The organism is Vibrio sp. JCM 18905, assembly GCF_055393305.1.
Map to the genome: position 1 here is coordinate 1,276,325 of NZ_AP043878.1, position 13,613 is coordinate 1,289,937.

Sequence of the window (13,613 nt, forward strand, 5' to 3'; positions counted from 1 at the left end):
ATTCCAGTTTGATAGAGGTGGCGGGATCATACGTCCTATTGTTTTTCGCGCCAATAAAAAAATGCCTCCCAGAGGGAGGCGACATTACCAATTCAAAGGACGTGCCTGTTATAACAGGTACAAAGAACGAGAAGCACAAACGCTGCCATGCATTTGCATAATTGGTATTGCAGAACGCGTGCCAGTTTTTATCTATTTGATTTTAATTGCCTTTTTTATTTTAGTTCGGTTGGCTATTAGGAGAAATGCACTAACTTAGTGACAAATCGCATTAAAAGAGGGCAGAGGCAGGAGTCACTACGCTCGTTTTTCATTGCAGAGCGATGCTTGGATAGTGTGAAAATTTATCGAGTTATGTTGGGTTACATAAAAAATGGCCAGCAAGCATGCTGGCCAATTGGACTCGCTCTTAGGACAAGAGTGAATTAGAAATCGTAACGTACACCAAGGCGCAGTGTATCTTCGCCTTCTGTTACTAGACCTGTTGCTGGATCTTTTGCTTCATCAAGTTGGTTGATGTAGTAAGACAGGTAAGTACGGAAGTTGCTGTTTAGTTTGTAGTAACCAACAAGCTCGATACCTTCAACGGTGTCGTACTTTGAACCGTTGTCTGGATCATTCTCTTGAGCTGTGTATAGAGCTGCAAGTGTCACTTTGCTCGCTACTTTGTAGCTTGCGACTAGCTCGTAAGCCGTAAAGTCTTCAGCGTCAGTCAATGAACCTTGAGAGTAAGTACCTGCTAGGTAAAGGTTATCCATCGAGTAAGCGATACCACCTAGAATTTGATCTTCAGAGTTGTCTTTATCTACGTCGCCACCAGAATATGCAAGACCGAGGTCTAGGCCCATTGGCAGTGAGTACATTCCAGAGATGCCGTATTTATCTTCGTTATCACTAGAGTTTGCTTGGTAGGTTGCTTGCAGTTGTAGCGCATCAAACGCACCACGGTATGCGAAAACGCTGTCTTGCTTATCAGAAGAGGAATCGATAACTTGCTGAACACCAGAGAACTCAGTGATATCCGTCATGTCAGAGATGATGACTGCAGCCATGTCTTGACGACCTACAGAGAAAGCACCGATATCAGAGTCGACACCCGCATACATGTAGCGGTTTTTGAATTCACTCTTGCCCGTTTTTTGTTCGGCTTCGTAAACACCGAATGCAGAAAGGCCATTGCCGATGTCCGTTTTACCTTTTAGATTAAGACGAGCGCGGCTTTTATCTTCCATTGAGCCTTCAACTTCAGCACCACCTGAACCGATGAAGTCACCACGGAACTCAACGCGGCCGCCAACTTTTAATTCAGTACCGTCGTTTTTGTATACTGTTGCTGCGAATGATGGTGCTGATACCAATGCTGTAAGAATTGCAGTAGTTAGTGCTGCCTTTTTCATTTTCTTATTACCCTAGTTGTAATCGATGGGCTTTCTTGCCCGATGTGTTGATGACGCTAAGGTAAACGCTGAAAATGAAAGATAGATTTCTGTTAAGTTATGATTTGATTGCACTTTTATTGCTGTCGAGAATAAGTGCCCCTTCTTATATCTCTTATAAAAAGAAAGGTTTTATCTTTTTTGAGGTTTTTCTGCCTTCTATTGGAGACCGTGCTTTTTTCAAAAAGTTCCTGAACCTATTTTTGTTCCAAAATGTAAGTAAATATTTCATTTTGACGGGAAAGTTATTTTCAAAAGTTGGGGTTCATCAAGTATTTGTGAGCACTATCTCGTTAAAGCATTTCTTTTTGTAAGGTTTTTACGCCTGGATTTTTTTTCGGATAAGTAAACGTTTGCTTTTTAGTTTTTTGCTGAGAATTTTTCACTCGGTTATCAGGAACTAATCAAATAAAGTGTCGGCAGTTGTTACACAAAGGTAAATCCATTCTGGCGGAAAAGATGCCCCAGAGGGCCTTTGTATTCCTTTCTGTGTTCATCATTTCGTTTTACGAAAGTGAATCAGAGCTGGGTCTAAAACTGACTAACCAACTAATAAGTAATGGATTTAGAAATGAATAAAAAATTATTAGCAGCGGCAATCGCAGCAGCAACTTTCGGCACTCAAGCAGTGGCAGTGGAACTTTATAATAACGATGGCACAACATTTTCGATGGGCGGCCACGTTTCTGTTAACTTAAATGGTTCAGAGCAAGGTGACACGGATGTTGGTACTAACTCTCCTCGTATCAATATCTCTGCGACACAAGATTTAGGCAATGGCTTCACCGCAGACGCACGTGGTGAATGGGCTCTAAACTACTTAGATGGCGGTGAAGAGTCGTTTAAAACTCGTCTAGGTTACTTAGGTTTAACACATGAGGTTTACGGTCGTGCAGTAGGTGGTACGCAATGGTCACCTTACTATGATGTAGCAGGCATCGCGGATATGCCAATTGCGTTTGCGAATGACTTCATTTACGACGATCACGGAAACCTAGGCACAGGTCGTGCGGATAAAATGCTGTCTTATCGAAATGGCTTTGATTTAGGCGAAGCAGGTGCGATTAACGTTGGTCTTGGATGGCAAGGCGCAAATGATGAATACACGCGTAACGACGCAGGTACTATCACTGGTGGTCTTAAATACGATGACCGCATGCAAGTTGCGCTTTCTTACGCAATCATGGGCGCGAAAATTGGCTACTCATACAACGGTGGTGACTTCCAACACCCTGCTTACACAGGTAAACACACCGCAGAATCACATGTTGTGTCTGCATCTTACGGCGCTTACGGCCAAGGTCTGTTCCTTGCCGCGGTATATGGTTCAAATGAAAATATGAACTTCAGTGTAAATGGCGACCGTTTGGCGGAAAGTGATGCGTACGAAGCGATCATCGCATACGCTCTAGCGAACAGCTTAAACTTGAGCGTTAACTACGAGATGGTTGAAGGTAAAGAGTTCAAAAATTCTAAAACAGAAACCGCTCGTGAGGAAATGGCACTGCAGGCAGAGTACAACTTCACGCCTAAATTTGTTGGTTACGCGGGTTACCAGTTTGACCTAAATGATGACCATGGTCGTGAAACTGATGACAAATGGGCGATAGGTGCTCGTTACTACCTATAATAGGATTTAGCGAGAACAATCATTCACCCTTATTGATTTAAAGCCAGCCTCGTGCTGGCTTTTTTGTCTATTTGTTTTGTAAATACCGTGATGTTTCAATTAGATGATACAAAACTCAAAACGGGGTGAATGTCTTATTTTTCACACTAGAGGATGGGATTTAGTGTCGTTAAGTCAATAGGTTAGATTATGATGAGGTTTTTGTTTTGCAGGGAAGAGCGATGAGCGTTATTCAAGTTGAAGAAAAGAAAGTAGAAGTGGGTAAAGTGCTTTGTGTTGGGCGAAATTACGTTGAACATATTCATGAGCTTGATAATGCGATACCTGAGCAAATGGTGGTATTTAATAAACCCGCGACTTCCGTATCGACGACTCTGCGTTCATTTCATCAAGAGCCTCTTCATTACGAGGCTGAAATCTGTTTTCTGATCAAAGATGGACGCTATTCAGCGGTCGGTTTGGGATTGGATCTGACCAAGCGCGGTTTGCAGTCTTCACTTAAACAACAAGGGTTGCCCTGGGAGCGTGCTAAAGCGTTTGATGGCTCCGCAGTGTTTAGTCGATTTGTCTCTTTGGATAACATTGATATTAATGATCTTAACCTAGAGCTCTTGATTAACTGCGTTCGTGTACAAAAAGGTCACGTTAACCAGATGCTCTATCCGCCGCTAACCATTTTGGATGAATTAACGAGTTACACAACACTTCAAGATGGCGATGTGGTAATGACCGGCACACCAAAAGGAGTTGGTGAGGTGCATCAAGGTGACATCTTCCTTGGACGATTAAAGTGTGGTGATGTCACCTTGTTGGAGATTGAGTGGGTGGCGAATTAAAGCCAAATTCGCAGAACGAGAAATACCACCATGCTGATCACCGTCGTTAAAAGAACATTTTTAGTAAAGTACGCGATTAACGCAGCCAGCAAGGCAGCCAATAAAAATGGGTTGTGCACATTCACGCTGAGTGCTCCATCGGGAATGAAAACGATAGGCGCCCAGATCGCAGTGAGTACCGCAGGGCTGGCGTAGTTGAGCACTTTTTGTGTACGTGTTCCTAATCGCAGTGGTAGCTTGGGTTCTAAAAACAAGTAGCGGCTGGTGAAAACAAGTCCCGTCATCAGTAAAATAGACAACATGATCATTAGTGTTTCTCCTGTACTTGTTCCACAAAGTAGCCTGTAAGCATGGCTAAAATGCTCGAAATCATCAAACTTCCTTCCACTTGGTAATAGGTTAGGGCGACCGAGCTCACTAATGCCACGACAACACTCGCGAGCACCGCCATATTTTTAATAGTCGGAACTACAATTGCGATAAAAGTCGCGGCCACAGCAAATTCCAATCCCATTTCGTTCAGTTCAGGGATCAGGCTTCCCGCAATAATGCCCGTCAATGTCGCGATATTCCAAAACAGGTAAAAACTCAAACCAGCCCCAAGCGCATACCAGCGATTAAATTGTTTATCGGAATGATGACCTACAATCGCAAACAGCTCATCAGTGAGTAAGAATCCGAGTGATAACCGCCATTTAAGAGGAAGTGGTGCAATTTTACTGCGCATCGATACACTGTAGAGGAAGTGTCGAGAGGTGATAAAAAACGTTGTTAGTAACATGGTTACTAGGCCTGCCCCCGATTTAATCATCCCCATCGCGACGAGCTGCGCGGAACCTGCGAACAGAATGGCGGATAGTGCTTGTCCTTCCAAAGGGTGAAGCCCAGTATCAATCGCGAATGAGCCTGCGAGCAAACCCCAAGGTAACACCGCGATACTCAGTGGCATCATCGCAAGTGTGCCTTGCCAAAATAACGCAGCTTTTGATTCTTCTTTTAGCGGCAAAGTGTGGTCCATAGTTTATTCTTAGTTGTTCCAAAATCAGGTTATCAAGGTAACGTGGTAGCGGCATAACGCCTTGTACAATATTGCTCTTTAGCTGTGACGAATGTATTGACCGGGCGTGACGCCCATGGTTTTTTTAAAGTGTCGATGCAGGTGGCTTTGATCATGGAAGCCACATTCTTGCGCTACATCTGAAATTTTTTGTCCGAGTTTGAGCAACTTCTTTGCCATTCGTAAACGTTGTTGAATTTGATAAGCATGGGGAGGGAAGCCAAACTGTTTTTGAAACTCTCTTAGCAAATGAAAAGGGCTTAACCCAGCCAGTTTTGCGAGCTCTTCTAGCGAGACGTCCGTTTGCGGGAAGTCTTCCAAAAACTCTTTGACCAGCTGTATTTGTCGCTGAGCTCTGGTTGATTCTTTGAGCGGTGCCCGGTGGGTGCTGTGTTTGCTGGCTAGTTTGATCAACGTGCCGTAAATCAAAGTTTCTCGTAGTAGTCGGTTGTCTGATTTTTCTAGCGTTTCAAACACCAATCGCAACTGATTTGCTAGTTCAGGATCATAAACCACAGGTTGAGGGAAATAGGGCAGCGCGACATTTGGTGAACCAAGCTCTTGCCCTAAGGTCTGAAACTGCTGTGGTACGGGGTACATTGCTTTGTATTCCCAACCGCCTTCTGAGGCCGAATGCCCGTTGTGTACTTCATCGGCATTAACAAGGATGATGCTGTCCTGTGGCGCGATATGATTTCCGCCTGTTCTAAAGAACTGCTGTGCTCCCTTCTCGATGACGCCAATAGTGTAACCCTCGTGACTATGGCGTGAGAAATTCTGCTTCTCGTACTTTGCATCGAGCAGTTCTAAACCACCGAGCTCTTGAGCTATCTTGAAGGTAGCGATTTCCTTATTCTTTTCTTTCATCTTTATCCGGTCTGCTCAAGAAAGTCATCTTAGAAGTGTAACGGATCCATCGTGCTTATTTTTGTACAAAATTGCTATTCGATTTTTATAAATAGGCGAATTGATTGTTATTTTGCAATCTAGCGAACTATGATTTTTATTTTCTGAATCATCTTGGTGATTTTGGGCTGGCTGTTGTTATTTTGTTGGTATAACATTCGCCGCTTTGTTGTAGAAAAAGCGGTTCCATCATGATTGATTTATCTGTACTTCCTGTTTATCTCACCGCAGTAGTGGCTTTGTTGCTGTTACCAGGGCCCGATATGTTGCTTATCGCGAGCTCTAGTATGAGTTACGGTAAGAAGGTCGGTCTGTTTGCTAGCTTAGGCAATGCGACGTCTGGTGTTATTCTTACTTTGCTTGCTGCAATGGGAGTATCTACCCTGATTGCAATGAGCCCAATCGCCCTTAAAGTCCTTCATATATTAGGTGGTGCTTACTTGCTAAAAATGGGCTGGGACTGCTTACGAACTGAGGCATCAGCGGCTCCAGAACTTGATAATCAAAACAAAATGGCATCGACTTATTATCAACGAGCCTTGATGAGTAATTTGCTTAACCCTAAAGCGTTGGTATTTTTTGTGATGTTTTTGCCGCAGTTTGTCTCAAGCAATATCACAGCGTCTTCTGGTGAGCAGATGCTAGCACTAGGGTTACTGTTGAACGTTCTTGGCTTATCATTCAATTTATTACTTGTTGGGCTGGCAGGCACATTGGGTAAGGGGCTGCTCGAGAACGAGAAATTCCGCACGTATCAACATAAATTAATGGGTTTAGTGTTCGTTATTCTCGCGTTGTGGATGCTGAGCAGTTTCGCCTTGTAAAGTTATCATATTCCACCAGAAAGCCAGCAATTGCTGGCTTTTTGTTTTAGGATATTGGTGTTTCCTAAGGAGAGGATATATGAAGCTTGAATTTTGTTTAAATCCAGATCAAACAGACCTTGATTTTGTTAGTGAAGGTATTCGATCTTATAACCGACTGCATTTACCTGAAGGGGAAGTGCATGCTGTGGGCTGTTTTGCTAAAGATGAGAATGGCAAGACTATGGGTGGCCTGACTGGCGAAATGTTTAAAAACACGGTGTTTGTTGAGTTTTTGTGGGTAGATGCTGAAAGTCGGACATCTGGTCTCGGTAGCCAGTTAATGTCAATGTTAGAAGAAAAAGTAAAGCCTCACGGGGTTACCCATGTTTATTTGGATACCTACAGCTTCCAAGCTCTTGAGTTCTACCTCAAATTGGGTTTTGAAAAAGTAGGGCAGTACTCAGGCTATCCTGCAGAGGGCATCCACAAGTACTTTCTACAAAAGGAAATTGTAGGCTAGGGAAAAGCACGGGTTAGCTTGACTTGTTCTAGTTAAAATCAAAAAAGAGGCGCGAATTTGCGCCTCTTGTTGTATCAAATATCTATGTTTCTCTTTGACTTACAAACTTTGCTGGTGCGCGTCGATAAGTTCGTTCATCTTCGCCTCTGCCGCTTGCTGTGCTTGTGCATAGCTCATATCCGCAGGGAAAAGGTTGATGACTTCGTAGTAACATTTTAGTTTTGGCTCAGTACCCGAAGGGCGAACAATCACACGAGACTGATCTTCTAGGTGATAAATCAATACGTCACTTGCTGGTAAGTCAATGGATTCTTCTGAGCCGTCATCAAACATGCGAACTGATGTTTTTAGATCTTCAGTTACTGCGACTTTTTTACCAGCAATCTCTGTTGGTGGGTTTGCACGGAGTTTGTCGCCGATTGGTGGAGAGTTCGGGTCGAGAGCGATACTGCGCTGCGCGTTAAAGTAGAAACCGTGCTTGCGGTACAGTTCTTCCAATTTATCCCATAGTGTTTTGCCTTGAGCTTTAAGTTTTCCTGTTAGCTGGGCAAATGCGACGATTGCAGATAAACCATCTTTATCCCACACCTTGTTACCCACGGTATAACCGAGCGCTTCTTCATAAGCAAACAAGAATGGATTGGCTTCTGTCTCTTGCTCCATTGCAACGTTAGTAAGCCATTTGAAGCCTGTTAACGTTTGGTAGTATTGGGCGCCATGCGCTTTGGCAATGCTACTCAGCATTCTTGATGATACGATGGTGTTGCCAACCAGAGCGTTAGGTTGCTGTTCTAGCAAGTAATCGCCAAACAGTGACCCCACTTGGTCGCCGGTTAACATTTGGTATTCGCCATCTGGGCGTTTGACCGCCACTGCAAAACGGTCGGCATCTGGATCGTTAGCACAAGCGATATCAGCATCTACGGACTTACCTAACGCCATCACCATATCCATTGCTCCCGCTTCTTCAGGGTTTGGGAAGTTGACGGTTGGGAAGCTACCATCAGGTTCGCGCTGTTCCTTAACACTTGCCACTTTTTTGAAGCCCGCGTCTGCGAGGAGCGTTTCCGCCATATTCGCCCCAACGCCATGCATCGCAGTGTAAGCGATAGAAATATCGATGTTGTTGTCAGGAGTAAGCAGCGCGTTTTCGTTCATCGTTTTACGGTAAGTTTGGTAGTAGTCGTCTTCCAACCAAACTAACAAACCGTGCTGTTTTGCATCATCGAGAGACATTAAAGGTAATGGCTTCGTTGTTGCGTCATCAATTTTCGCTGCGATTCCAGAGTCGTGTGGAGGAATGATTTGTGCGCCATTCTCCCAATATACTTTAAAGCCATTGTACTCTGGTGGATTGTGGCTAGCGGTAACAACAACAGCGGCTGCAGCATTCAATGTACGGACACCAAATGCAACAATTGGGGTTGCTGCAACGTCATACGTTAGGTAAACCTTGATGCCAAGGGCAGTCAGTACGGAAGCGGTATCATGCGCGAATTGTTTCGAATCAGGACGACCGTCGTAGCCAATAACGACACCACGACTTGCGGCATCTTTGACTTGCTCTAGCAAATAGTTTCCTAGGCCAGTGGCTGTCTCTTGGATCACCAAACGGTTCATTCGGTTTGGACCTGCGCCCACTTTGCCGCGTAACCCTGCTGTACCAAAGGCAAGGCGTGATCCAAAGCGATCAGTAAGCTCTTGTTCATTATTTGTATCGACGAGGTGTTGTAGCTCTTCGCGAGTCTTAGGATCAGGGTCTCGTTCTAGCCATTGAGTAATTAGTGCTGTCATATCAATCATTCCTTAGTAGGGGGCGCCTACTTTCTTGGACACTTCGTTTTGTAAGTATCTCAATGTTTTCTTTTAAATTAATGTAAATGGTTCTCAATTACATTTCAAAGAGGGCAATCGATAAACCGAATTAATTTTTCTTATCCGAACAAAATTTAATCATATTTAATTTCTTGAAGAACCTTGGAACTATAACTAGCCTTTTAACATAAATATAACAAACCGTGTCGAAATCGTAGTTTTTGTGATTTTTCGTAAAGTTGTTCGATATTTGCATCGGGACGCAAGGAAGCTCGCGCAAGCGTAGCGGCTGAGCAGAGGAGAGATCTTTTGAAAAGATTAACGACTACTCTAGCCTTATCACTGAATGTGATTTTAATCACATTCTCCTCTTTCAGTTGGTCAAAGGAAAGTGACTACAACATGACCAAAGGGGTCACAGCGATAAGTGGGCAAGTGTATGAATTACATATGCTGATTTTCTATATCTGCTGCGTAATTGCTTTGATTGTATTTGGTGTCATGTTCTATTCCATCTTTCGTCATCGCAAGTCAAAAGGAGCAGTTGCCGCACATTTCCACGAAAGTACAAAAGTGGAAATTATCTGGACAGTCATACCTATCATCATTCTTGTCGCCATGGCGATTCCCGCAACGAAAACTTTAGTCGCAATGGAAGACACAAGCCAATCAGATATCACGGTCAAGATCACAGGCTCGCAATGGAAATGGCATTACAGCTATTTTGGTGAAGATGTTGAGTTCTTCAGTTTGCTTGCCACCAGCCAAAAGCAAATTGATGGTATCGAGACAAAAGGCGCGCATTATCTATTGGAAGTAGACAACCCTTTGGTGTTGCCTGTGAATCGCAAAGTGCGTTTTTTGATGACTTCTGATGATGTTATTCACTCATGGTGGGTGCCGGATTTTGCTGTCAAGAAAGACACCATCCCTGGTTTTATTAATGAAGCATGGACAAGAATTGATGAGCCAGGCGTATATCGCGGTCAATGTGCGGAGCTATGTGGTCGTGCACACGGGTTCATGCCGGTGGTGGTGCATGCGATGGAAGAAGAAAAGTTTGATGAATGGTTAGCGAGTAAGAAGGAAGAAATCGCACTTCAAAAAGCGGCGGCACAAGAGGCGCTCTCTCAAGACTTATCCATGGATGAGTTGATGTCGCAGGGCGAATCGATATACACGGCGCGTTGTGCTGTGTGCCATCAGGCTAATGGTGAGGGGATTCCGGGTGCATTTCCCGCGATTAAGGGCAGTCCTATCGCAACAGGCCCAATTTCAGAGCACATTGATGTGATTGTGAATGGCCGTCCGGGCACTGCAATGCAGTCTTTTTCGAACCAGTTAAGTGACAAAGAAATTGCTGCGGTCATCACATACCAGCGAAACGCATGGGGCAACGACACTGGTGATAGGGTGCAAGCATCCGATGTGAATGCCTTTAAGGCACAAGGCAGTGCTAAGGAGGAAATATGAGTAAGCCAATAGAAAAGGCAGTGAAGTCTGCTCCAGCGGAAGCCAGTGCAAACAGTACCATTGCGATTGATGATGGCCATGATCATCATGCTCCCCAAGGTATTGCTCGTTGGCTGTACTCCACAAACCATAAAGACATTGGCACCCTGTACCTTTGGTTTAGTTTCGCGATGTTTCTGACTGGTGGTGCGATGGCGATGGTCATTCGTGCCGAATTATTCCAGCCTGGACTTCAGCTGGTTGATCCACAGTTTTTTAATCAAATGACTACGGTACACGGTTTGGTGATGGTGTTTGGTGCTGTGATGCCAGCATTTACGGGCCTTGCTAACTGGATGATTCCAATGATGATCGGTGCTCCAGATATGGCGCTACCTCGCATGAACAACTTGAGCTTTTGGATTCTACCTTTTGCATTTCTTATTTTATTGAGCTCGTTGTTTTTACCTGGCGGCGGCCCCGATTTTGGCTGGACGTTCTATGCTCCGCTGTCCACGACTTATGGCCCAGATAGCACCGCGCTGTTTGTATTCTCTGTTCACATCATGGGGATCAGCTCCATTATGGGCGCGATCAACGTTATCGTGACGATCGTAAATATGCGAGCTCCGGGAATGACTTGGTTCAAGTTACCAATGTTTGTTTGGACTTGGTTAATCACCGCTTTCTTGTTGATCGCGGTTATGCCGGTATTAGCAGGTGCGGTGACGATGGTTCTTACTGACAAATATTTCGGGACTAGCTTCTTTGATGCTGCTGGTGGCGGTGACCCGGTGATGTTCCAACACATCTTTTGGTTCTTTGGTCACCCAGAAGTGTACATCATGATTTTACCGTCGTTTGGCATCATTTCTGCCATCCTTCCTGCTTTCAGTGGGAAGAAGCTGTTTGGTTATCATTCGATGGTTTACGCGACGTGCAGCATTGCGTTGTTGTCTTTCCTTGTGTGGGCGCATCACATGTTTACAACGGGGATGCCAGTTTTTGCAGAGCTTTTCTTTATGTATTGCACCATGCTGATTGCGGTACCAACAGGGGTGAAAGTCTTTAACTGGGTCGCCACCATGTGGCGTGGGGCTCTGACATTTGAAACGCCAATGTTGTTTGCCATTGCCTTTATTGTGCTCTTTACGATTGGCGGTTTCTCGGGATTGATGCTGGCAATTGTGCCGGCGGATTTCCAATATCATGACACTTACTTCGTGGTTGCGCATTTCCACTATGTGTTGGTATCTGGTGCCGTATTCTCGATTATGGCGGCAGCGTACTATTGGTTACCTAAGTGGACAGGCAATATGTACGACCACAAGCTGAGTTTGTGGCATTTCTGGTGCTCGATTATTTCAGTTAATGTTTTGTTTTTCCCGATGCACTTTCTAGGTTTAGCGGGTATGCCAAGACGTATCCCGGATTACGCTATTCAGTTTGCTGATGTCAATCAAATCGTCTCCATTGGTGGATTTGCGTTTGGGTTGTCACAATTGATCTTTTTATGGGTGGTGATTAAGTGTATTCGTGGCGGTGAAAAGGCCGCTGCAAAACCGTGGGAACGTGCGGAGGGCTTAGAATGGACGGTGCCAAGCCCGGCGCCCCATCATACGTTTACTACGCCGCCTAAAGTCGATTAGAAACGAATAGGGTGAGTGAGATGAAACCGAATCCATCAAACAAAAAGCTCACAATGAAGTTGCTTTTAGCGACCCTTTTGATGTTCGGGTTTGGCTACGCACTTGTCCCATTGTATGACGTAATGTGCGACGCACTGGGTATCAATGGAAAAACAAGTGAAGTGGCCGCGATTCAACCAACTGGTATGCAGCCAGATATGAGCCGAACCATTCGCGTGGAGTTTATGGCGCATGTCAGCCCAGATATGCCTTGGGAGTTTAAACCCAAAGTGATTTCGATGGACGTTCATCCCGGTGAAGTCGTGCAAACCGAATACCTTGCATTTAATGAAAGCGGGCAGAAGTTGGTAGGGCAAGCCGTTCCCTCTGTTTCTCCCGGGAATGGTGCCGCTTATTTCAATAAGATTGAGTGCTTTTGTTTTAACCAACAGCCTTTGGATGGCAAACAACAAGCTCAAATGCCGTTGATTTTTTATATCGAACCGGATTTACCGGAGTCGATACACACGTTAACGCTGTCATACACACTCTATAAACTTCCCCCTCCTACAGGTTCTTAGCCACTCAAGGAGAGAGATACAGACCAAGGCTGGTCAGTAAGGAGAGAAATTATGAGTAACAAGCCAGGAACATATTATGTTCCCGCTCAAAGTAGCTGGCCGATCATCGGTGCGTTTGCTCTATTTTTAGTTGCCGTTGGTGCAGGAATGACCGTTCAGGGGACACAAAGTGAAGGGGCTGTGGGAACCATTGGTAGCATTGTGCTAGCGGTAGGTTTTCTGTTCTTGCTTTACATGTTGGCGGGCTGGTTTAGTAATGTGATTACTGAGTCACTGAGTGGAAAGTACAGCTCGCAAATTACTCGTTCTTTTCGCCAAGGGATGAGCTGGTTCATCTTCTCTGAAGTGATGTTTTTTGGTGCCTTTTTTGGTGCGTTATTCTACGCCAGGATGATTTCTGTGCCTTGGTTAGGTGGGGCAGATAACAACTTCATGACCAACGAGGTTTTGTGGCCAACCTTCGAAGCGATGTGGCCACTCACACTGACTCCGGGTGGAGACACAACGCAAGCTATGCCGTGGCAGGGCATTCCCCTTACTAATACTATTTTGCTGTTATTGTCGTCGATTACACTTCATATGGCGCACATAAGCCTTGAAAAAGACAAAAGAACGGCACTGATTGTTTGGTTGGAAATCACCATCGTGCTTGCGGGCTTTTTCCTATATTACCAAGCGGTCGAGTATGCTCATGCTTATCAAGAAATGGGGCTCACGTTGCAATCTGGTATCTACGGAAACACCTTTTTTATGTTGACGGGTTTTCACGGTTTGCACGTTTGTCTTGGGACGATTTTCTTAATCATATTATTGCTCCGAATCGCTAAAGATCATTTTTCGTCTAACAACCATTTTGCCTTCCAAGCAGGTAGTTGGTATTGGCACTTTGTGGATGTGGTTTGGTTATGTCTGTTTGTGTTTGTGTACGTGCTGTAGGTGCATTGGG

13 protein-coding genes are annotated in these 13,613 nt (G+C 44.7%); 8 read left to right on the forward strand and 5 right to left on the reverse strand.

Going from position 1 to position 13,613, the window contains the following annotated elements:
- Positions 1 to 425: 425 nt before the first annotated feature.
- Complete coding sequence (locus ACZ5ZC_RS05595; RefSeq protein ID WP_054867550.1) at positions 426 to 1,397, reverse strand: porin; 972 nt, start codon at positions 1,395 to 1,397, stop codon at positions 426 to 428.
- A gap of 610 nt (positions 1,398 to 2,007) precedes the next feature.
- On the opposite strand from ACZ5ZC_RS05595, the gene ACZ5ZC_RS05600 reads away from it, so the two are divergent.
- The gene (locus tag ACZ5ZC_RS05600) at positions 2,008 to 3,066 is read left to right on the forward strand and encodes a porin (protein WP_046873713.1); all 1,059 of its coding nucleotides are present in this window, start codon (positions 2,008 to 2,010) and stop codon (positions 3,064 to 3,066) included.
- 221 nt (positions 3,067 to 3,287) lie between these two features.
- Complete coding sequence (locus ACZ5ZC_RS05605) at positions 3,288 to 3,902, forward strand: fumarylacetoacetate hydrolase family protein (protein ID WP_005391187.1); 615 nt, start codon at positions 3,288 to 3,290, stop codon at positions 3,900 to 3,902.
- Here ACZ5ZC_RS05605 and ACZ5ZC_RS05610 read toward each other — a convergent pair.
- The 3 genes from ACZ5ZC_RS05610 to ACZ5ZC_RS05620 all read right to left on the reverse strand — a co-directional run bounded on the left by ACZ5ZC_RS05610 (position 3,899) and on the right by ACZ5ZC_RS05620 (position 5,826).
- Positions 3,899 to 4,210, reverse strand: coding sequence for an AzlD domain-containing protein (locus ACZ5ZC_RS05610; RefSeq protein ID WP_006742072.1), 312 nt, complete (start codon positions 4,208 to 4,210; stop codon positions 3,899 to 3,901). The genes ACZ5ZC_RS05605 and ACZ5ZC_RS05610 overlap by 4 nt on opposite strands.
- On the reverse strand, positions 4,210 to 4,920 hold the full coding sequence (locus ACZ5ZC_RS05615) for an AzlC family ABC transporter permease (RefSeq protein ID WP_074189916.1): 711 nt from the start codon (positions 4,918 to 4,920) through the stop codon (positions 4,210 to 4,212). The genes ACZ5ZC_RS05610 and ACZ5ZC_RS05615 overlap by 1 nt, the downstream gene beginning before the upstream one ends.
- 78 nt (positions 4,921 to 4,998) lie before the next feature.
- A complete protein-coding gene (locus tag ACZ5ZC_RS05620) occupies positions 4,999 to 5,826 on the reverse strand; it encodes an AraC family transcriptional regulator (RefSeq protein ID WP_256964459.1) in 828 nt (275 codons plus the stop codon).
- A 230-nt stretch (positions 5,827 to 6,056) separates the two neighbouring features.
- On the opposite strand from ACZ5ZC_RS05620, the gene ACZ5ZC_RS05625 reads away from it, so the two are divergent.
- The gene (locus ACZ5ZC_RS05625; protein ID WP_281189860.1) at positions 6,057 to 6,689 is read left to right on the forward strand and encodes a LysE family translocator; all 633 of its coding nucleotides are present in this window, start codon (positions 6,057 to 6,059) and stop codon (positions 6,687 to 6,689) included.
- Positions 6,690 to 6,768: 79 nt separating this feature from the next.
- Entirely contained in the window at positions 6,769 to 7,191 is a 423-nt protein-coding gene (locus ACZ5ZC_RS05630) for a GNAT family N-acetyltransferase (protein WP_054867553.1), read from the forward strand.
- A 99-nt stretch (positions 7,192 to 7,290) separates the two neighbouring features.
- On the opposite strand, the gene ACZ5ZC_RS05635 is transcribed toward ACZ5ZC_RS05630, so the two are convergent.
- Entirely contained in the window at positions 7,291 to 8,985 is a 1,695-nt protein-coding gene (locus ACZ5ZC_RS05635; RefSeq protein ID WP_464931480.1) for a phospho-sugar mutase, read from the reverse strand.
- Positions 8,986 to 9,315: 330 nt separating this feature from the next.
- Between ACZ5ZC_RS05635 and coxB the strand changes: the two genes are divergently transcribed.
- The 4 genes from coxB to ACZ5ZC_RS05655 are packed head-to-tail and all read left to right on the forward strand — an operon-like array spanning position 9,316 to position 13,603.
- Positions 9,316 to 10,479 (forward strand): cytochrome c oxidase subunit II, encoded by a 1,164-nt coding sequence (gene coxB / locus ACZ5ZC_RS05640; protein WP_006742066.1) that lies wholly within the window; start codon positions 9,316 to 9,318, stop codon positions 10,477 to 10,479.
- A complete protein-coding gene (gene ctaD / locus ACZ5ZC_RS05645) occupies positions 10,476 to 12,107 on the forward strand; it encodes a cytochrome c oxidase subunit I (protein ID WP_005391175.1) in 1,632 nt (543 codons plus the stop codon). The genes coxB and ctaD overlap by 4 nt, the downstream gene beginning before the upstream one ends.
- Positions 12,108 to 12,127: 20 nt before the next feature.
- Complete coding sequence (locus tag ACZ5ZC_RS05650; RefSeq protein ID WP_395216540.1) at positions 12,128 to 12,667, forward strand: cytochrome c oxidase assembly protein; 540 nt, start codon at positions 12,128 to 12,130, stop codon at positions 12,665 to 12,667.
- Between the two features lie 51 nt (positions 12,668 to 12,718).
- Positions 12,719 to 13,603, forward strand: a complete 885-nt coding sequence (locus ACZ5ZC_RS05655) for a cytochrome c oxidase subunit 3 (protein ID WP_041853123.1) — start codon at positions 12,719 to 12,721, stop codon at positions 13,601 to 13,603.
- Positions 13,604 to 13,613: the final 10 nt, after the last annotated feature.